Annotated in this window: 15 protein-coding genes; all 15 read left to right on the top strand. The window is 45.3% G+C overall.

Annotated elements, in window-relative coordinates; translation table 11 throughout:
- The first annotated feature begins 57 nt into the window (after window positions 1-57).
- The 15 genes from VNM22_01380 to VNM22_01310 all read left to right on the top strand — a co-directional run bounded on the left by VNM22_01380 (window position 58) and on the right by VNM22_01310 (window position 20,358).
- Window positions 58-1,788, top strand: a complete 1,731-nt coding sequence (locus VNM22_01380) for an alkaline phosphatase family protein (GenBank protein HWP45788.1) — start codon at window positions 58-60, stop codon at window positions 1,786-1,788.
- A gap of 170 nt (window positions 1,789-1,958) precedes the next feature.
- Complete coding sequence (locus VNM22_01375) at window positions 1,959-3,068, top strand: DegT/DnrJ/EryC1/StrS family aminotransferase (protein ID HWP45787.1); 1,110 nt, start codon at window positions 1,959-1,961, stop codon at window positions 3,066-3,068.
- Entirely contained in the window at window positions 3,065-4,000 is a 936-nt protein-coding gene (locus VNM22_01370) for an NAD(P)-dependent oxidoreductase (GenBank protein HWP45786.1), read from the top strand. Before VNM22_01375 ends, VNM22_01370 begins: the two co-directional genes overlap by 4 nt.
- 105 nt (window positions 4,001-4,105) lie before the next feature.
- Complete coding sequence (locus VNM22_01365) at window positions 4,106-5,314, top strand: glycosyltransferase family 4 protein (protein ID HWP45785.1); 1,209 nt, start codon at window positions 4,106-4,108, stop codon at window positions 5,312-5,314.
- Between the two features lie 18 nt (window positions 5,315-5,332).
- On the top strand, window positions 5,333-5,917 hold the full coding sequence (locus VNM22_01360) for a metal-dependent hydrolase (GenBank protein HWP45784.1): 585 nt from the start codon (window positions 5,333-5,335) through the stop codon (window positions 5,915-5,917).
- Window positions 5,918-5,933: 16 nt separating this feature from the next.
- Window positions 5,934-8,150, top strand: coding sequence for an alkaline phosphatase family protein (locus tag VNM22_01355; GenBank protein HWP45783.1), 2,217 nt, complete (start codon window positions 5,934-5,936; stop codon window positions 8,148-8,150).
- Between the two features lie 237 nt (window positions 8,151-8,387).
- Window positions 8,388-10,367, top strand: a complete 1,980-nt coding sequence (locus VNM22_01350; protein ID HWP45782.1) for an alkaline phosphatase family protein — start codon at window positions 8,388-8,390, stop codon at window positions 10,365-10,367.
- A gap of 119 nt (window positions 10,368-10,486) precedes the next feature.
- Window positions 10,487-10,681: a hypothetical protein gene (locus VNM22_01345; protein HWP45781.1), complete on the top strand. Its 195-nt coding sequence runs from the start codon at window positions 10,487-10,489 to the stop codon at window positions 10,679-10,681.
- 2 nt (window positions 10,682-10,683) lie between these two features.
- A complete protein-coding gene (locus tag VNM22_01340) occupies window positions 10,684-11,601 on the top strand; it encodes a hypothetical protein (GenBank protein HWP45780.1) in 918 nt (305 codons plus the stop codon).
- Window positions 11,602-11,692: 91 nt separating this feature from the next.
- Window positions 11,693-14,014, top strand: coding sequence for an efflux RND transporter periplasmic adaptor subunit (locus tag VNM22_01335; GenBank protein HWP45779.1), 2,322 nt, complete (start codon window positions 11,693-11,695; stop codon window positions 14,012-14,014).
- A 51-nt stretch (window positions 14,015-14,065) separates the two neighbouring features.
- Window positions 14,066-15,892, top strand: coding sequence for a fatty acyl-AMP ligase (locus VNM22_01330; GenBank protein HWP45778.1), 1,827 nt, complete (start codon window positions 14,066-14,068; stop codon window positions 15,890-15,892).
- A 638-nt stretch (window positions 15,893-16,530) separates the two neighbouring features.
- Window positions 16,531-17,505: an acyl-CoA desaturase gene (locus tag VNM22_01325; protein ID HWP45777.1), complete on the top strand. Its 975-nt coding sequence runs from the start codon at window positions 16,531-16,533 to the stop codon at window positions 17,503-17,505.
- 39 nt (window positions 17,506-17,544) lie between these two features.
- Window positions 17,545-18,552, top strand: coding sequence for an acyl-CoA desaturase (locus tag VNM22_01320; protein HWP45776.1), 1,008 nt, complete (start codon window positions 17,545-17,547; stop codon window positions 18,550-18,552).
- Window positions 18,553-18,612: 60 nt separating this feature from the next.
- A complete protein-coding gene (locus tag VNM22_01315; protein HWP45775.1) occupies window positions 18,613-18,939 on the top strand; it encodes an acyl carrier protein in 327 nt (108 codons plus the stop codon).
- 24 nt (window positions 18,940-18,963) lie between these two features.
- A complete protein-coding gene (locus VNM22_01310; GenBank protein ID HWP45774.1) occupies window positions 18,964-20,358 on the top strand; it encodes a cytochrome P450 in 1,395 nt (464 codons plus the stop codon).
- Window positions 20,359-20,369 lie beyond the last annotated feature (11 nt).

Raw genomic sequence — 20,369 nt, 5'->3', positions numbered from 1 at the left:
AAACTGTATAATTTTTGAATCACTTTATTCTGTGATGAACCAGGAGGCGTTCTTTTCATGAACAAGATACTTATTATCGGTCTCGATGGAGGAACCTTCGACTTAATCCGGCCTTGGGCGGCTGAAGGCAAATTGCCCAATTTAGCCAGAATTATGGAGCGTGGATCCTATGGGGAATTACAATCGACCTTTCCTCCCATGACTTTTCCGGCATGGACAACCTTTATGACCGGGAAAAACCCGGGGAATCATGGTATTTTTGATTTTACCGAGCGTAAACCGGGAAGTTACGAGATAGAGTTCGTCAATGCCAAACGTCGGCAGAGCAAAACCATCTGGAAGATCCTCAGCGAAGCAGGTAAGCGTGTTGGGGTGGTGGCAGTACCGGTCACTTATCCGCCTGAAGAAATTAACGGGGTTATGATTTGTGGCTTTGATGCTCCGGGAGTGGCTTCGGAGGCCGATCCTACTTCTATGTATCCTCCGGAACTCTACGAAGAGCTGAAACGAAGTATCGGAGGCTATATCATTTCGGCAGATATCATGAAATATATGAATGAAGGCCGCCCGGCAGAAGCACTCCCCGTTATTTTGAAGACCATTGAACGGAAAGCGGCAACTGCGAAATACCTTTTGCAGCGAGAACCTTGGGACTGCTTCATGATTTTGTTTGGAGAATCGGATTTGATCGGCCATCACTACTGGAAGTATCACGATCCGAACTCACCTCTCCACGACCCCCATGAATCACCGGAATGTGCCAAAGCCGTTCTCACCGTCTATCAGACCCTGGATCGTATTATTGGAGAACTGACCGGCATGATATCCGAAGACACCGTGGTTATTCTTATGTCAGATCACGGATTCGGTGGGGCCGGAGACAAGGTCATTTACCTGAATCGATGGTTGGAAAGCATAGGACTTCTCAAATTTCGCGCTTCCAGTGAGAAAACCTCTTTCCAAAGTATATTTTCTAAAGTCTTGAATTGGGCTAAGCATTGGGGCCTTAAAACTATCCCTCCACGCATTAAGAAAGAGCTTTTTCGTCGAAGAACCCACATCGTTAATAAAATGGAATCCTGGCTACGCTTCTCTGCCATAGATTGGAAGAATACCCTGGCTTATTCTGAAGAAACACCTTACTACCCGACGATTTGGATCAATTTGAAAGGGAGAGAACCGGAAGGAATTGTCGAACCGGGAGAGGAATACGAAAAGATCCGTCAACGGGTGATCCGGCTCCTGAAGGCGTGGAAGGATCCTGAAACTCAACAACCTGTGGTGGAAGAGGTTTATACACGGGAAGAAGTTTATCAGGGTAAATACGTTCATAGGGCTCCAGATCTCTTAATCAAGTGGAGTCTGGATCGGGGATATTCTTACCAAAGTAGATCCAGTTACTACTCTAAAGATCGAGCTCCGATTACGCGGTTGAAACCGGATTCCCCCGGTGAGCCTAAGTTTTTCTCGGGTCGTACAGGAAGCCATCGAGATCAAGGAATTCTTATGATGGTGGGACCCATGATCAAGCGTAATTTTCCTCTTCAGGGAGCTCGCATTATAGACCTTCCTTCCACCATACTCTATCTGTTAGGTGTACCGGTTCCAGATGATTTAGAAGGAAGGGTTCTGATGGAAGCTTTTCAGGATACCTACCGGCTGAAAAATCCTATTCGCACCCGTCAGGTAGGAGGAGGTGGATGGGAAAAAACCGATGTAGACACTTACTCGGATGAAGAAACCCTTGAGATCAGCGAAAGACTTAAGGGAATGGGATACATTGAATAGGTGGGGAGTTATCTTATCGCAGGATGGTATGTATATTGCTAGTTCTTAAAGCAGGTCGATTATCAGGTCGTCTAACACACAGGTTAAGAAAACCTTTTTTCCCAGATTCGATTTTGGCTGTTTCTGATACGAGAGTAAGCTAAACCGACATTTTTAAGGAGATCTACCACATGAAGATAGCTGCAACGAAAGCTTATTTTTCACCTTCTAGTATTGAGTTTATTCTGACCCATTTTCGAGAGATTTTAGAAGGAAAGTCTTTTCTCTCCATGTATAAGCATGGAGAGAACTTTGAGAAAAGCTTTGCCAGTTATATAGGAACTAAATTTGCCGTTAGTTGTAATAGTGGAACTTCAGCTTTAGAGATTATCCTTCGGGCCATCGGCGTGAAAGATTATGATGTCATCGTCCCTACGATGACCTTCGCCGCCACAGCCTATACAGTAATAAGTGCGGGAGGTCGACCGATTTTTGCAGATTGTACCTCGGATATGACTGTAGATCCTGAGGATGTGCGAAAGCGCTTAACTCCGAAGACCAAGGTCATTATTACCGTTCACATCGGAGGACTTGTCTCTCCCCATACCTATGAACTCATGGACCTTTGTAAGGAAAAAGGACTCCTCCTGGTCGAAGATGCTGCCCATGCCCATGGGAGCGCTCTGGATGGCAGAAAAGCAGGAACCTTAGGGATCGCAGCAGGATTTTCTTTTTTCTCAACCAAGGTTATGACGACGGGGGAAGGCGGAATGGTTACCACCAACGATCCGGATATTTATAACCGGGCTTTGCTCCTGAGGAATCATGCGAAGATCAATAACACCAATTACCATCGGGAGTTCGGATATAACTGGCGGATGCCGGAAGTAGAAGCCCTTCTGGGACTTGCTCAGTTAAGTGAACTGGATTCGTTTATTCAACGAAGAAATGAAATTGCTAAAATTTATGATGAGAAATTCCGTGAAATCCCTCAGATTAGTACTTTGAAAGTTCCTGCCAATGTCCGACACAATTTCTACAAATATATAGCTTTCCTTCCCCCAGGGGTAGATCGAGATTTATTCCATAAAAAAATGAAGGCAGATTATAACGTGACCATGGGAGGGTACGTTTATGAAGTTCCCTGCCATTTACAACCGGTTTTTAAAGATTATGCAACAGAAAGTCTGCCTGTTTCGGAAGATCTGGCTAAAAGGCATATCTGTCCTCCGATCTATTATACCCTGACAGATGAAGAGGCCAGATATGTAGTCGATTCCATTGGGAGGTGCCTGGCATGAATTCAAAAAATCCAATAGTTCCTAAAAATATTGTCGTTACAGGTGGTGCCGGATTTATTGGTCAAGCCCTGGTCAGGAGACTCCAGGCAATAGGCCATCAGGTTCTGGTAATAGATAAGCAAGCTTCCCTTAACGGAAATGGCTATCCGGCAGAAAGGTTAAAACTGGTGGATATTACTAAACTTGATGAACTCAGCCGGGCAATACCCAAAGATGTGGATATCGTCTGCCATCTTGCTGGATTAGTTGCCGATGATGCGAACTCCAATCCTTACCATGCGGTCTATATTAACGAAATGGGAACGGCTAACATTTTAGAAATTTGCCGTACCCATAAAATCCCTAAGATTCTCTTTGCCAGTACATTTTTAATTTATGAGAATTGTGGCCGAGATTTTGTAGATGAAACCACGGCCATTGATATCACCAATCTAGGACCTTTCTCCCGGAGCAAGCTGTTCAGTGAACAACTCATTAAAGACTATCAGAAAAAGTATGGAATCAAATACATTATCCTGCGATTCGGTTCTGTATATGGATGTGGGAACGGATCTAATGTGATCCGAACTTTTATCGAGCAGGGTTTAAAAGGAGAACGTATTGTAGTCTGGGGAGAAGGAAAACGCACACGTCAATTTATTTACCTGGAAGATTTGGTGGACGCCGTGGTACTGGCCCTGGATCAGGAGAATGAAATATTTAACATCTGTGGGGAAACCCAAACCTCTACACGATCTATTCTGGATAGTCTCCAAGAATTAGTGCCTCATTTAAATGTATCCTTTGACCTGACGAAGAAGGAAAAAGTAGAGACCTATTACATCTCCATCAAAAAAGCAGGTGATAAGCTGGGATGGGTACCCAAGACTTCTATCGATGACGGTCTGAAACAGACAACGGAGTGGTTTAGTAAGCAATTAAAAGCCTTTTAAGGAAAGCTACCGAGAGTGTGGGGGTATGGGGGCAGGGGGGTATGGGAGTATGGGAGTATATTCTCCTAATACTTTCCCACTCCCATACCCCTCTACTTCTCTAACATGAAACGACCTCTTTGCATAGCTGCCATAGCTCCTTGCCCGTTTCCGGTTAATCATGGAACCCCGGCCAGTATTCGAGAGATTATCCAGGTTCAGGCCAAGAAAGGTCATGAAGTGCATGTCATTACCTATCCCCTTCAAGATAAAATTCCCCTCCACCCCGGATTGATCCTTCATCGAGTCCGTATGGTTGGGGGTTCCCAACGGATCGTCGTAGGACCCACGGCCCAAAGACCTCTATTTGATTTGCAAATGGTTTGGAAGCTTTGTCAAGTTATTAAAAAGTATCGAGTAGATGTGATTCATGGCTATAACTATGAAGGAGGGATTATTGGATATTTGGGTAAGAAATGGACGGGCAAACCTTTGGTATATACTCAACTCAATTCTATGATTGATGAATTACCCAGCTATGATTTCATCCGACCTAAATTCCTGGCCGTTGGTCTTGCTAAAGCCTTAGACTATACGGTTCCTCGTATGGCAGATCATGTGATTCCCATTGCAGAAGAATTGTTCGATTTCCTCCTTGAGAAGGGAATTGATCCTAAGAAAATGACCCTGATCCGAATGGGAATTGATCCGACCATGTTCCAAAATAAAGATCCAGAGCTCATGCGGCGTAAATATAATTTAGGGGGAAGACCGGTGATCATCTATACGGGACTTCTCAATGAATTTCAGCGGATCGATTACCTCATCCAGGCTATGAAAGTGGTTGTCTCTGAATTTCCCCAAGCCCTTCTTCTGATGGTTGGGAACTATATCGATGAGGCTCAGCTTGCTAAGTACCGAACTATGGCCAGCGAATTAGGAGTTCTGAAAAATATCCTCTTCACCGACGAAAGGCCTTTGGAAGAAATTCCCTACTTTTTAGCTGCAGCCGACGTTGCCGTCGTTTCTAGACCGGATTGCCCGGGTGTTCCCATCAAAATGCTTAACTACATGGCAGCCGGAAATGCCATCGTTTGTCCACTCGGATCTTCTAAGGGTTTGAAAAACATGTATGATGCCATTGTAGTGAAGGATCACAGCGCCGAAGAAATCGGTTGGGGGATTGTTAAACTCCTAAAAGATCCCGAACTTCGACGTCGATTGGGAGAAAATGCCCGCAAAACTGTCGATGAATTGTTTAGTTTAAATGCTATCACCGAGAAGATCGATGAGGTGTATGAGAAAGTACTTCAGAAGTCGGAAGGTAGAAATTAGAAGCCAGAAGTTTAAATTTTGGATTTTGAATTCGGATTTCTGGTTCCTATTTCATTGATGTCATCACCGGTAGGTCATTCTCTGGCAGGCCTGAGTCTCTACTTTTTGTGGAATCCTTATAAACGGTGGGGGCAGGTATGGGAACAAAAATGGGAGATCCTGACGGCCGTGACGCTGGCCAATTTACCGGATATAGATATGCTGGCAGGGATTTGGGTCTATGGGGACCGGCATGCCATCCATAGGACTTTTACCCATAGTCCCTTTTTTGCCCTCCTGCTGGCCGTGACCCTGAGCTTTTTTTCTCCCATCGAACAGAGATTACAAAAAATTTTCCGGTATTTTATCCTCATCTTCTCCCATGGCTTTATGGACTTTTTTTGCGGAGATGAATTGGGGCACCGGAGCGGACAGGGGATCGCTATATTTTATCCCTGGATCACTAAAAAATATACCTCCCCTATGGCCTTACTTCCTTCTGTAGATTTTAAATTGGGAATATGGTCTATAATCAATTGGGAAACCATCGCCTTTGAAACCATCTTATTTGGTATTATCCTTTTTCTGGTCATACACTGGGGCGGTAAAAAATTTCAATCTTGACACCCCCTGGAGTTACATGCTAGCTTACATTTCAACCAACAAAAACAAAATGATGAAAAAAAGCCTCATTATATTTTATCTGTTTATAGTGGCTTTGCTGGGTTTACCTTCCATAGCCTCTGCCTATATTGGCCCGGGAGCTGGGTTTGCCTTTTTTAGTTCCTTTTTTATTTTGTTGGCTACCTTTCTTTTAGCTTTACTGGCCCTTATCCTGTTGCCTGTAAGGCTTGTTTTAATCAAATTGAAAAGGAAAAAAGGCTATGTTAAAAGTGATATCGATCGGGTTATTGTGATCGGATTGGATGGTATGGACCCCTCTACGGTGGAAGAGCTCATGGAACAAGGACATCTCAAAAATTTTTCAAAACTCAAAGAGATGGGGAGCTATCACCGACTTCAGACGACTACCCCTTCCATATCCCCGGTTGCCTGGTCTTCCTTTATCACGGGAGTCAATCCGGGAAGACATAATATATTTGATTTCTTGAGCCGCGATCGCAAAACCTATCTTCCCTACCTTTCTTCAGCTCATATTGGAGGACCTTCCAGAACCCTCTCCCTGGGAAAGTATGTGATTCCTTTGGGAAGACCTCAAATTAAACTTCTGCGGAAAGGAAAACCCTTTTGGAATATCCTCGGGGAAAAAGGTATTTCCAGTTCTATTCTGCGGGTTCCCATTACCTTTCCGCCGGAAAAGTTTGCAGGCCGTGTGTTATCGGCTATGGGGGTACCCGATCTAAGAGGCTCGCAAGGCACCTTTTCCTACTATACAACCAGCCAGGATGAACTTGAAGGGCACACCGAAGGAAGATTTTTTAAAGTAGAAATCGTAGAAAACAAAATCCGAACCTTTATTGAAGGACCGGAAAATCCAATCCTTAAGAAACGCACCGAAATCAAACTGCCCCTTTTCATTACCATCTATAAAGATTCAGAAGAGGTTGAACTGGAAGTTTCAGGTCAGAAGCTTCGGCTCAAAAAAGGACAATATTCTCCCTGGGTTCGCCTCACCTTCAAATTAGGTCTGGGAATGAAAGTTTACGGGATCTGTCGGTTTTATCTCAAAAGTATCTTCCCGGAATTTGGACTCTATCTCTCCCCCATCAACATCGACCCCGAAAATCCGGCCCTTCCCATATCATATCCCTTTATCTACTCCATCTACCTGGCTAAAGTAATCGGAAGTTATACGACCTTAGGACTCGCCGAGGATACCTGGGCCTTAAACGAAGGGGCACTGGATGAAAAAGCTTTTCTGGAACAGGCTTACCTGATCCATGAAGAGCGGGAGAAGATGCTCTTTCACGAATTAGAGAAAATTCGAAAAGGTCTATGTGTATGTGTTTTCGATACAACCGATCGGATTCAGCACATGTTCTGGAAGTATTGGAAGAAAGAAAGTATGGAGGGGAGGGAGTATGGGAGTATAGGCGAATCTCCCCTACACCCCCACACTTCCATACTTCCACACTTCCATACTCCCCCACCTCCATACTCCCATACCCCCCCACTCTCCCACTCCCTTACAGGTGTCATACCGGACCTTTATAAGCGTATGGATGATCTGCTGGGGCGGGTAATGGAAAAGGTTGATGAGAAGACCCTTCTTCTGGTTATGTCCGATCATGGATTTAGCCGGTTCCAACGTGGGGTTAATCTGAATACCTGGTTATATCAGAATGGTTATCTGTTTCTGGAAGAAAACACCGGAAGTAGGGGGAATGATTGGCTGAGACGGGTAGATTGGAGTCGAACCAAGGCATACGCTTTAGGCCTGGCAGGCCTATATATCAACCTGAAAGGGCGGGAAGCCATGGGAATTGTGAAACCCGGGAGAGAGTTTGAGGAGTTGAAGAAAGAATTGAGCATGAAACTCACAGGCTTGAAGGATGAGGAAACCGGTGAGGTTGCTATCCGGAGAGTTTATGATAGCCGGGAGGTTTACTCGGGTCCCTACATGGAGAATGCTCCCGATCTCATCATCGGATATAATAAAGGATATCGGGCTTCCTGGGAATCAGTAACCGGAAGGTTAGATGAGCAGGTCTTTAAAAATAACGAAAAAGCCTGGGGTGGAGATCACTGTATGGATCCTCAATTGGTCCCGGGAGTTCTTTTCTGCAATCGACCTGTTCGGACAACATCTCCCCATATTGTCGATATTGCTCCAACCATTTTAAAATCCTTAGGAGTTGAAGTTCCGCCTTATTTTGATGGAAAATCGCTGTTTTGACAGGCGTCCGTTGCCCATTGTTTGTTGTGCTTGGCCACAAAGAGTCAGAGAACCTGGGGAGAAATAAAACGTACGGGTCGATGACCATCGACCCGTACTTTATCTCCATGTTTTCTGGGTCTCTGGAGCTATTACAGACAACGGATAACAGACGGCAAACTATTGACTCGATTTAAGCTTCTACTGACTGGCATAGGCTATTTTGTCTGCCTGTTTGCTCTTCTCGGGATTTTTTTCATGGATGTAAACCGAGATGTACGGGTCGATGGCCATCGACCCGTACGTCTCGCGAAGAAGAGACAGGTCCTGACAGGCACGGCATCTGCGCTCCCAGGACCTTCAAAAAAGGTTCTGGTGCTTGGATTTGATGGAATGGACCCGGCTTTATTGGATGAATTTATAAAAGAGGGAGATCTTCCTCACTTTCAGGCTCTCAGGGAACAGGGAGATTTTTTACCCCTGGCCACTACCGTTCCTCCTCAGAGCCCGGTAGCCTGGTCTACCTTCATTACCGGATTAAATCCGGGTAAACACAACATTTACGACTTTATTTCTCGGGATCCAGAACAGTATATTCCATTTTTTTCCATGGCCCGGGTCCGGGCACCGGAAAAGAAAATAAGCCTGGGAAATTGGGTCATCCCCCTTTCCAATGTTAAAACAGAACTCCTCAGGAAAGGAAAAGCTTTTTGGGAAATCCTGAGCGAGCATAATATCCCTTCCACAGTTCTGCGAATTCCGGTAAATTTTCCTCCTGTACAAAGTAAAGCCAGGTCTCTCTCTGGAATGGGCACTCCGGATATCCGGGGGACCTATGGAACTTTTTCCTTCTATACCACAAAACCCAAGGAGGAGGGGAAGGTTACCAGCGGCGAGATTTACCATGTAGACAAGAAAGGCCAGGAGATTCGGTCTACCCTGATCGGTCCGAGTAATCTCTTTAAAAAAGATGCCCCCCCTGTCGAAACAGAATTTACTGTAAAGGTAGATCCCGTAAACCCTGTTGCTAAGTTTGTAGTACAAGATCAGGAAATCCTTCTAAAAGAAGGAGAATGGAGTGATTGGATTCGGGTTGAATTTAAGCTGGCCCCTTTCTCCAAAATTGTAGGTATTTGCCGATTCTATCTTAAACAGGTTCATCCTGAGTTTGAATTGTATGTTTCCCCCCTGAATATCGATCCCCTGGAACCTCCTTTTCCCATCTCAACGCCGGCAGATTATTCCGCTCAGCTAGCAAAATCTATAGGACGTTTTTATACCCAGGGAATCGCAGAGGATACCTGGGCATTGAACGAAAACCGTTTGAGTGATGCGGAGTTTCTCCAGCAAAGTAAGTTCGTCATGCAAGACCAGCTTAAAATTTACCGATTTGAGTTGGAACGTTTTAAAGACGGCCTACTCTTTGCCTACTTCTCCTCCACCGATCTTCTTCAACATATGTTCTGGCGCTACAGGGATCCCCAACATCCCATGTATTCCTCCAGGGAAGATGGATCCTTCCCCCCCGCTGAAAAAGATGTAATCCGATTTGTTTACAAACACATGGATGATATCTTAGCCACGACCATGAGCCGGTTAGATTCGGATACTACCCTTATCGTCGTGTCGGATCATGGCTTTGCCCCGTTCTATAAGTTTTTTAATTTGAATACCTGGCTGGTTCAGAATGGATATATGAAATTCCTGGATCCAGCCCGAAAGGAAAGTGATGAGTTTTTCGAGAATATAGATTGGTTGGGTACAAAAGCTTACGCCTTAGGTCTCAACAGTCTTTATCTCAATTTAAGGGGTCGTGAAAGCCAAGGCATTATAGAACCCACTTTACAGAGAGAAAAACTGATTAAGGAACTCAGCCAAAAACTCCTGGAAGTTAAAGATCCTGAAAACCAGAGACCTATTATTAAAAGGGTTTATCGAGCTGAGGAGATTTATTCGGGGTATGATCCTCGAACGACTCCCGATTTAATTATAGGCTATGACCGGGGTTATCGGGCTTCCTGGGAAACGGCTTTAGGAAAAGTTCCCCAGGAACTTTTGGGAGAAAACAGAAAAAAATGGAGCGGCGACCATTGCATGGCGGCGGAACTGGTGCCGGGTCTCATTCTGACCAATAAGAAGATCCAATCGACCCACCCGGGACTCATCGATATCGCTCCGACGATCTTAAAGGAATTTGGATTGGAGAGTCAAGAAATGGAAGGAAAACCTATTTTCTAGTCCGCTATTCGTTGTTCTTTGCCATGGGAGATCCAGAGAGAAATAAGCCAAAAAGCCTGTCCTTATGGTTTTTACGCCTCTGGGGCTACTACGAGCAACGAACAACGAACAATTTATAAATGCTAGGAAAATCTAAAATTAAACTTGAGAAGGATCTTTTAGAGAAAGCTGAGAAATATGCTACCCATGCCGGATATTCTTCCGTTGAGGAGTTAATCACCCATCTTTTAGAAAAAGAGTTGGCCAAATGGGAGGAATCTGAGGGAGAAAAAGAAGTAGAAAAACGGCTTCGTGGTTTAGGATATATTGATTAATTATGCGAACCCTATTAAATATATCCGATTCTCTATTACAAATCCTTCTCATACCCTTTCATCGATTTCATCCCATCATAGGACTAACGGCTATTTCTATCCTGATGGGGACTTTAATGGTTTTAATTTACCGATTTACCTCTAATCAGGAAGCCATCCGAAAGGTTAAGAATCAGATTAAAATCCATTTTATGGAGATCCGGGTTTATAAGGAGGATCTTACTCAGATGCTTTTAGCCCAGAAAAAGATTCTATGGAATAATTTTAAATATATGGGCCTTTCCTTGAAACCTGGACTCGTTCTCATTTTCCTTATTATCTTTATCCTAGTACCCCTGAATGCGCGCTACGGATATAGAAGTTTTAGACCGGAGGAGTCTTTTATTGTAACCGTCAAGACGGTAGCCGGAAAATCTCCTCTGGACCTGGATATTACTCTCAAAGCTCCAGAAGCCATTGAAGTGGAGACCCCACCTCTACGTCTGGAAGAAGAAAGGGAAATTAACTGGCGGCTCAAGGCGAAAAAAGCCGGAGAATATTCACTCCAATTCCAGTTGCTTGGCCAGACGTTCAGTAAACAGGTGGTCATAGAAGGGCTGGCCTCGGATAATCCAGGGACCCATCTTAATATCTTATCTTCGCCTTCAGATGAAGTGAAATCAGAGGCGATAAACTTGGGAGTAACCCACGAATTGAAAATAGTTCCGGAGCTAAGGCAAGAAGGGTTTCTCTCGGCTTTCTATAACCCTTATGAAACCCCTCTTCCTGAGAATCCCTGGATTGAAGTAATCCGGATTAATTATCTTCCCAGATATTTTAATGAGGTACCGGGAGGCTGGCATTTGGATTGGTTGGTAGTATTTATTGGGGTCTCACTGGGATTTGGTTTTCTGATCAAAGGTTTATTAAGAATTGATTAAGAATTATTAAGATGATCAAGAATTTAAGAAACGACTTAACAATAAACCTTTAACCTATTAAATTGTCAATGGTTAACGGTGAGTGGTTAATATGATGAACGATAAATCCGTAAAATTAACACCCCCTCGATGGTTAAAACTTTTAAAGTGGAGTTCTCTTCTTTTAAGTTTATTAACCATTCTTTTGGTTCCGGCTTATATCTTTTGGGCTATCGGGAAGCATGACATTCAAACGAATCCTGTGAAGAGTCGTCAGGCAGGAGCTCCCATGCCCGTTAAGGTCTATCCGGTAAAAGTAACGACTATCACCGAGGAGATTGGAGCAAGCGCCGAAGTACAACCGTCATCCTTTGCCCATATTACTTCAACTTTGGTAGGAACCCGTGTGAAAGCGGTCCATGTGGATGTAGGAGATTATGTCGAGGAAGGTCAGATTCTGTTCGAACTGGATCAGACTTTATTAATCTCTGCTTTAAAAAGCGCCGAGGAGCAGGTTAATATGACAAAGGCCAAGCTGGAAGAAATCAAACAGACCCAATCTACCCAACATGAGGAGTTGGTTGCTGCGGTGAAAAGTGCCGAGACAAATGTAGAGAAAACCCGGGCCAAGCTGGAAGAGCTCAAGCAGACGCAAGCGACTGGACATGAGGAACTGGTTGCCGCGGTGAAAAGTGCGGAAGCAATGGTTGAGAAGACCAAAGCAAAATTGGAAGAGGTGGAAAAAACCCAACCCACCCAACACGAAGAGCTTTTAGCCAATCTTAAAAAAGCCCAGGATGATGTGGAGAGCAATAAAGCTAAGTTGGAAGAGCTCAAGCAGACGCAAGCGACCGGACATGAGGAACTGGTTGCCGCGGTGAAAAGTGCGGAAGCAACGGTTGAGAAGACCAAAGCAAAACTGGAAGAAGTGGAAAAAACCCAACCTACCAATCATGAGCAACTTTTAGCCAATCTTAAAAAGGCCCAGGACAATGTAGAGAGTACCAAAGCCAAGTTAGAACAGACCAAAAAAACCCAGCCTACCCGGCACGATGAGTGGGTTGCACATCTGGAAACCACCAAAGCATCTGTTATATCCGGCAAGTCCACCGTGCAGGTCAGTGAAGCCGCCGTGGCTCGTCAGAAACAATTAACCAACCAATCCGTTGTCTCTCAAGCAGCCCTTGAGCAGGCGCAAAATGCCCTGGACGTAGCCCGAAGCAATTATGTTAAATCTTTAGAAGATCATATCATCGCTCAGAATAACTTAAAAAACGAAGAGATTACAAATAAGGCAGAATTAAGCTCGGCGGAGTTTAACTATAGTGCGGCCTTATATGACCTTAAAACAGTTCAAACGGAGTTGAAAAATGAAGAAGTAACCAATAAAGCCGACCTTACCCAGGCTCAATCTGATTATACAACGGCCTTAGAAGATCTTGCTAAAGCACAGCATGCCCTGGTCAATGAAGAGGTAGTCAATAGATCGGCATTAGCTGCGGCACAGGCCGATTATAGTACGGCTTTACTGAACCTTAAAACAGTTGAAGATAGTTTGAAAAACGAGGAGTTTACAAATAATTCTACGCTTACTCAGGCCAGATCGGATTATGTAACTGCCCTGGAAAACCTCTTGAAAGCCCAAGATGCTCTCAAAAATGAAGAGGTTACCAATAAATCGGCCATGGCACAAGCCGAGAACGATTACTATACTGCCCTGGAAAACCTGCTAAAATCCCAAAATGCCCTCAAAAATGAAGAGGTTACTTCCCAGGCAGATTTAACCTCTGCCATATTTAACTACACAACTGCACTTCAAGCCCTGGCTAAGGCCCGATATGACCTGGATAATTCAATTGTACGATCTCCCATCGTAGGGGTTATTACCGAACGAAATATCAACCCGGGTGAAATTATCGGAGGTACCGGAGGCACCAGCTTGTTGGTTATCGGAAATATCCAGCCGGCTATGGTCGTTGCCAATGTCGCCGAAGAAAAGTTAACTTCGGTTCATCTCGGACAGACCGCAAAGGTAACTTTAGATTCCCTCCCCAATGAAGTTTTGGAAGGCACAATTGTGAAAATCGAGCCAAATACCAATACAGATACCCGGACTTTTAAAGCTCATATTCGGGTCGATAATCCCAATCGGATTCTGAAACCGGGCCTATCCGCCTTTGCTCGAATTCAAAACTCTCGCACCGTTCCTACAGTACCTAAAGTAGCCATTGTCGACTCTGCCGGGAAAGCCAGTGCTTTTGTAGTCGGGACAGATTCCATTGCCCAATTGCGTTACGTTAAGGTGGGGTCAGCCGGAGACGGTCTTGTGGAAATCTTGAGCGGAATCAATGAAGGCGAAAATGTAGTGACCATCGGTCAAACTTTATTGAAGGATGGAGACAAAGTTCGGATCATAAAGGATGTAATTAATTAGGGACCGTTAACCATCCAGCTTCAGGCTCAAGAACCTGCTCCTGTTTGAGCTATGACGGGACTTCCTTTCAATTCTACTGCCGAAATTTCTACCCTGGTCGATCTTCTCCGTTTGAGGGCGCTTCAACAACCTCAGCAGAAGGCTTATACTTTTCTGGTTGATGGGGAAGGAGAAGAACTTCAGATAAGCTACGAGGAACTGGACCGGAAGGCCCGGATGATAGGTGGTTGGCTTCAAAATGCAGGTGTAACCGGAGAACGGGCCCTATTGCTCTATCCACCGGGTCTGGAATACATTACCGCATTTTTTGGCTGCCTGTACGCAGGTGTGATAGCCGTTCCGGCTTATCCACCCAGGTTTAACCGTTCTATGTCTCGCCTTCAGGCTATTGCAGAGGACGCACAGGCGACGGTGGCACTTACCACGAAATCCATTTTATCCCGTATAGGATGTTGGTTAGATCCGACTCCCCTCTTGAAAAACCTACACTGGATAATAACCGATACCCTGGATGCCTTGACCCCTCTTCAACTCTACCTGGGACAGACCCTGGACAGCATCCAACAAGATGAACCTTTGCCGGATTTACAGGAAACTTTAGCTGAGGCATGGCAAAATCCGGCGATAGATGGTAATGCCCTGGCGTTTCTTCAGTACACTTCGGGCTCTACCGGGGTGCCCAGGGGAGTCAGACTCACCCATGGTAATCTATTGTACAATTTAACCCTGATCCATCAATGTTTTGGGCATACTCCCAAGAGTCGGGGAGTTATCTGGTTGCCACCTTACCATGACATGGGACTTGCTGGGGGTATCCTGCAGCCACTTTATGGCGGATTTCCGGTTACACTCATGTCGCCATTTGCCTTTCTACAACGCCCCTTTCGATGGCTTCAAGCTATCTCCCGTACCAGAGCTACTACCAGTGGAGGTCCGAATTTTGCCTACGACTTCTGTGTACAGAAAATCACCCCGGAACAACGAGCCACCCTTGACTTAAGTTGCTGGGAGGTGGCTTTCAATGGTGCTGAGCCTGTTCGTGCAGAAACTCTGGACCGCTTTGTAGAGGCCTTTGAACCCTGTGGCTTCCGTCGAGAAGCCTTTTATCCTTGCTACGGACTGGCCGAGGCAACTTTAATCGTTTCCGGTGGTTTGAAAGGAACCCTTCCCACGGTTCTCAGCGTTCTGAGAACTGCTCTAAAACAGAACCAGGTAGTAGAAGCATCCCCTCTCGATAGTTCTACAAAGGATACCCAAAAACTCATAGGGTGTGGTCGATCTTTACCGGGTCAGAAGATTATTATTGTCGATCCAGAATCCTTAACCCTATGTTCACCTGACCGGGTGGGAGAGATTTGGGTATCAGGACCCAGCGTTGCTCAAGGCTACTGGAATCGCTCCGAAGAGACAAAGCAGACCTTCAAGGCTTATCTGGCAGATACCGGTGAGGGCCCCTTTCTTCGTACAGGAGATTTAGGATTCTTGAAGAAGGGGGAGCTGTTCGTCACGGGTCGTCTGAAGAATTTGATCATCCTAGGGGGTCGTAATTATTATCCTCAAGATATCGAACAGACCGTGGAACAGAGCCATCCGGCTTTACGCCCGGGCTGCTGTGCAGCATTTTCCATAGATCAGAATGGTGAAGAACGACTCGTTATTGTAGCCGAACTGGAGCATTCCTATGATTTAAGACGTTGGAGCATCAAGGAAATAGTTGGGAGCATTCGACAGGCGGTAGTAGAAAATCACGAAATGCACATTCATGCTGTATTGCTACTTAAAGCAAATAGCATTCCTAAAACCTCCAGTGGCAAAATCCAGCATTATGCCTGCCGGGCCGGATTTCTATCTGGAAGCCTAAACGTGCTGGAAGAGTAAAGTCTGTATCTGAATTGAAGGGGATAACTCATACTCTGTAAAGTTAAATTTGAACAATTATTTATACCCCTCTCCCCAGGCTTCAGGAAAGGGGCCGGGGGTGAGGGAGTAGAGCCATAAAATTCCTGTAAAAATAGCTTCTGCGAAAAGTTTTTTCCAGTCTTCAGGAAACCGAAGGTTACTGTTTAGAAGCTCAAGGAATGCCACTGAAATCTCAACTTTTTAAAATTCCTTTCCACAGGTAGTATCAAGAAGTTTTCTATAAATAGGAGCCGGTTTGACATTTACCCCTACTGGAGTCCTATAATTCCCAGGATCGTATAATTACCCCATGAAATAGGGATGGGTATAAGCTATAAGCCTTCTTTTATCCCTTAAAATAAATGGTTCACTCTTTGCATCTAAGTAACCTCATACCAACTAATTTAATTATTCCGTATTTTTCCAGTTGACTTACTCTACGGGATTAAGTAAGTATGGTGTTTCGTTACTTTCCTGTTTAATAGGACACTGCCTGAAACAAATCTTTTCTATCAAAATCTCTCAATACCTTAGGCAGTAAGTGGACCATCGGTTAGATAGAGTGTGATTTTTGCAATTAAAATCCTTTTAATAAGAAAACCTAAAGGAGGCCAGTCATGTCAGAGGTCACTAAATTAGGAAGCCAGGCAAAATTTAAAACCCCTTCAAAGCCATCTGAGTTTCCTGGGATAGCAATGGCCAGTTTACCTGCCCAAAAGTTCGAACGAACTATTGCCCTGGTGGTTGTCATTACGCCCTTTCTCGGGTTCCTTGCTGCCACTATTCTATTCTGGGGATATGCTCTGGGTCTTGTGGAGTTAGGTCTTCTCATCGGTATGTACGCGGCCACCATAATTGGAATTGGAGTGGGGTTCCATCGGCATTTTTCCCATCGTGCTTTCAAAACCAACCGGGTAGTACGGGTTATTCTTGCCATCCTCGGTTCCATGGCTGCTCAAGGGCCTGTCCTTTTTTGGGCAGCTATTCATCGGCGCCATCACGCTTACAGCGATCAATCAGGCGATCCTCATTCACCTCATCTCCATGGGGATGGAATTTCCGGTTTGCTCCGTGGGCTATGGCATGCCCATACCGGATGGCTATTTGTCCACGAAGTTACCGATTGGAGCCATTATATACCCGATTTACTTCGAGATACTCTTCTCTTTAAAGTTAATCGGCTTTATTTTGTTTGGGTGTTCCTGGGCCTCCTTATTCCCACTCTTCTGGGTGGAATTCTGACAGGGACCTGGATAGGAGCCCTCCAGGGATTTTTATGGGGAGGACTCATACGGACCTTTTTGGTTCACCATACCACCTGGAGTGTTAACTCCATTACCCATGTTTGTGGTACCCGTCCCTTCCATAGTCGTGATGAAAGTAGAAACAATTTCTTGATTGCCCTTCTTGCCTTCGGTGAAGGTTGGCACAATAACCACCATGCTTTCCCAGGCTCAGCCAGACATGGGTTAAAGTGGTGGCAGATTGACTGGAATGGTTGTGTTATCCGTATCCTTGAGAGAATAGGTTTAGCCTGGGATGTCAAAGTCCCCACAGCGCGTATGCTCGTAGAGTCCAGAAAGAGTCGTTAGATCAAACCCAGAATGGATCCTATCGAGAAGGGAGGAAAAATGGAAATCCAGAATTCAGAAAATAGTAAACCCACTACCTCATCAGGTGAAAGTAATTTCCGACCCCCGTTTAAAACTTCTACGAATTTACCTAAGATTCCAGGAGTCATAGTCATAAGCCCTTTTGCCCGAAGACTTCAACGAAGTATCGCGCTGGCGGTGATAGTCATACCTTTTCTAGGGTTTGTTGTAGCCATGATTTTAGCCTGGAAATATGGAATTGATCGTGTAGAGGCGGGAATCCTCGTCAGCATGTATACGGCCATCATGATAGGTGTTACGGTCGGCTTCCACCGCTATTTTGCGCATCGTGCCTTTCAAGCTGGTAGAGTCTTACGGATCATCCTGGCCATCCTCGGTTCTATGGCTGCTCAAGGCCCTATCCTCTTCTGGGTAGCTTCCCATCGCCGCCATCATGCTTACAGTGACCAGCCAGGTGACCCCCACTCACCCCATCTCCAGGGAAAAGGAATATGGAACTTAGTTCGGGGATTGTGGCATGCCCATATAGGTTGGATGTTCTCCGATAAAATCGCCAACTCCCTCTATTACGCACCGGATCTTCTTCGGGATCCTACCCTCTTTAGGATAAATCAACTCTATTTTGTTTGGGTATCCCTGGGTTTAGTTATCCCGGCTGTTTTAGGAGGGATTCTAACGGGGACTTGGACCGGGATCTCCCAGGGATTTCTGTGGGGAGGGCTCGTTCGAATTTTCCTGGTAAACCAGGCCTGTTGGGCTGTTGGTTCAATAGGCCATACCTTTGGCAGTCGTCCTTTCAATACCCATGATTACAGTGCGAATAATTTTTGGGTCGCTCTCATCGCGTTTGGGGAAGGATTGCAAAACAATCATCACGCTTTCCCCAGTTCAGCAAAACATGGATTAAGATGGTGGGAACCCGACTTAAGCGCCTGGATCATTCGCATCTTTGAAATGGTGGGTCTTGCCTGGGATGTTAAAATCCCCACATCGCGTATGATAGCGGAGGCTAAGACGGGCTATTAAGGCTACCCCTTCTAGTAGGGGCGTACGGCCGTACGCCCGTACACAGGAGGGAAGAAAAAAATGGGAATTCTAAATCCGAAAGATAGTAAATCATCCGGTTTTTCTCATGGAAAGGGCTCCAACAACCAGATAGATCCTCCAAAACAACCTCAAAATGAGGAAGCCATTCGAACCTGGTTAATCTCTAAGCTTTCTGAATTGACAGAAGTTGATCCTCAAGATATTGAGGTGCAACAACCTTTTGCTTATTATGGCCTGGATTCCAGGCAAGCCGCAATTCTCTCCGGTGAGTTACAAGACTGGTTGGGATGTCGACTTCCTCCCACCCTTGTGTATGATTATCCTAACATTGAGGTCCTTGCTCGATATTTAGTTGGAAAAGCCTAGGATCTACCTCTAAAGGAGATTTACATGACGATAATCCGATATCCTCCTGGTCCAGTGGGTCTACCGTTCATCGGTCATCTTTTTTCTTATCGGCGTGATCCGATTGGCTTTTTAATGAAAGCTATCCGCAACTATGGCGATATCGTCCATTTCAGGCTTGGCCCCAGGAATTTTTTCTTACTGAATCACCCGGATCATCTCGAAGACGTACTGGTAAGACATAACCGAAATTTCGAAAAAAAAGGACAAACCCCACCTGCCCGACAGGTGATGGGAACAGGATTGCTCTATAGCAGGGGTGATTTCCACCTTCGCCAACGACGGCTTATACAACCGGCCTTTCATCGACAGCGTATCTTGACTTATGCAGAGGTAATGACAAAATACAGCCTGGAAATGCAGCAACGATGGCAAGAAGGTATGAATCTGGATATATTAGAGGAAATGACCCACCTGACTTTAAGAATTGTCGGGAAAACACTCTTTGATAGGGATCTTGAATCAGAAACGGGGGAGATCAGTGAGACCTTCAACCTGTTCATAAAGTGGGGCCTCACTCCAGGACCCTTTTATAGATTGTTAGAGAAACTTTCACTGCCCAGTGTCCATCGCCGTCAGAAAGCCTTGAATCAAGTAAATACCTTTGTCCATAAAATGATTAATGAACGTCGGATCAGCGGCGTAGATCCAGGTGATGTGCTTTCTATGCTATTGCAAGCTCAGGACGTGGAGGGAGACGGAAGTGGCATGACGGATCGGCAAATACGTGACGAGATCATGACCCTTTTTATAACAGGTCATGAAACCACAGCCCTTGCCCTGACATGGACCTGGTATTTATTGTCGCAATATCCCGATGTGGAGGCAAAACTTCACGCTGAAATCGATACCGTTCTGGCAGATAGACCTCCCACAGCCAGCGATGTGGAACAGTTACCCTATACCCGGATGGTGTTTATGGAGGCCATGCGCCTTTATCCGCCAACCTGGAGGATATGCCGCAGAGTTCTTGAGGATTACAGAATTGAAAACTATCTCTTGCCTGCTGACTCGGTTATTATGATCTGTCCCTATGTAACCCACCATGATTCTCGATATTTTCCCGATCCTTTTAAATTTGATCCCGAGCGGTGGCTTCCCAGACCAGAAATCAGGTTGCCCAGATGTGCCTATTTTCCTTTCGGAGCCGGTCCCCGACAGTGTATCGGCGAGTCTTTTGCCTGGATGGAAGGAATCCTTTTGATCGCGACACTGGCCCAGAGGTGGCGGATGCGGCTCGTCCCAAACCATCCTGTCCAGATTATGTTAAGTGTGACGCTACGACCTAAATATGGTATGCGGATAATCCTGGAAAAAAGAAAACCTTCGTTAAATCTCAAGTTAACCGATTTTAAATCCAACATAACACCTGTACCTTAATCCAAAACGAG

The organism is Candidatus Limnocylindrales bacterium, assembly GCA_035559535.1.
Lineage (GTDB): Bacteria > Moduliflexota > Moduliflexia > Moduliflexales > JAUQPW01 > JAUQPW01.
Note: the sequence above shows the minus strand (reverse complement) of the source record. Positions and strands in the feature narration are given on the sequence as shown.

What these genes read in the sequence shown, in the direction of transcription:
- VNM22_01380 (HWP45788.1), top strand. Translation starts at nt 58, where the DNA reads ATGAACAAGATACTTATTATCGGTCTCGATGGAGGAACCTTCGACTTA.
- VNM22_01375 (HWP45787.1), top strand. Translation starts at nt 1,959, where the DNA reads ATGAAGATAGCTGCAACGAAAGCTTATTTTTCACCTTCTAGTATTGAG.
- VNM22_01370 (HWP45786.1), top strand. Translation starts at nt 3,065, where the DNA reads ATGAATTCAAAAAATCCAATAGTTCCTAAAAATATTGTCGTTACAGGT.
- VNM22_01365 (HWP45785.1), top strand. Translation starts at nt 4,106, where the DNA reads ATGAAACGACCTCTTTGCATAGCTGCCATAGCTCCTTGCCCGTTTCCG.
- VNM22_01355 (HWP45783.1), top strand. Translation starts at nt 5,934, where the DNA reads ATGCTAGCTTACATTTCAACCAACAAAAACAAAATGATGAAAAAAAGC.
- VNM22_01350 (HWP45782.1), top strand. Translation starts at nt 8,388, where the DNA reads ATGGATGTAAACCGAGATGTACGGGTCGATGGCCATCGACCCGTACGT.
- VNM22_01345 (HWP45781.1), top strand. Translation starts at nt 10,487, where the DNA reads ATGCTAGGAAAATCTAAAATTAAACTTGAGAAGGATCTTTTAGAGAAA.
- VNM22_01340 (HWP45780.1), top strand. Translation starts at nt 10,684, where the DNA reads ATGCGAACCCTATTAAATATATCCGATTCTCTATTACAAATCCTTCTC.
- VNM22_01335 (HWP45779.1), top strand. Translation starts at nt 11,693, where the DNA reads ATGATGAACGATAAATCCGTAAAATTAACACCCCCTCGATGGTTAAAA.
- VNM22_01330 (HWP45778.1), top strand. Translation starts at nt 14,066, where the DNA reads ATGACGGGACTTCCTTTCAATTCTACTGCCGAAATTTCTACCCTGGTC.
- VNM22_01325 (HWP45777.1), top strand. Translation starts at nt 16,531, where the DNA reads ATGTCAGAGGTCACTAAATTAGGAAGCCAGGCAAAATTTAAAACCCCT.
- VNM22_01320 (HWP45776.1), top strand. Translation starts at nt 17,545, where the DNA reads ATGGAAATCCAGAATTCAGAAAATAGTAAACCCACTACCTCATCAGGT.
- VNM22_01315 (HWP45775.1), top strand. Translation starts at nt 18,613, where the DNA reads ATGGGAATTCTAAATCCGAAAGATAGTAAATCATCCGGTTTTTCTCAT.
- VNM22_01310 (HWP45774.1), top strand. Translation starts at nt 18,964, where the DNA reads ATGACGATAATCCGATATCCTCCTGGTCCAGTGGGTCTACCGTTCATC.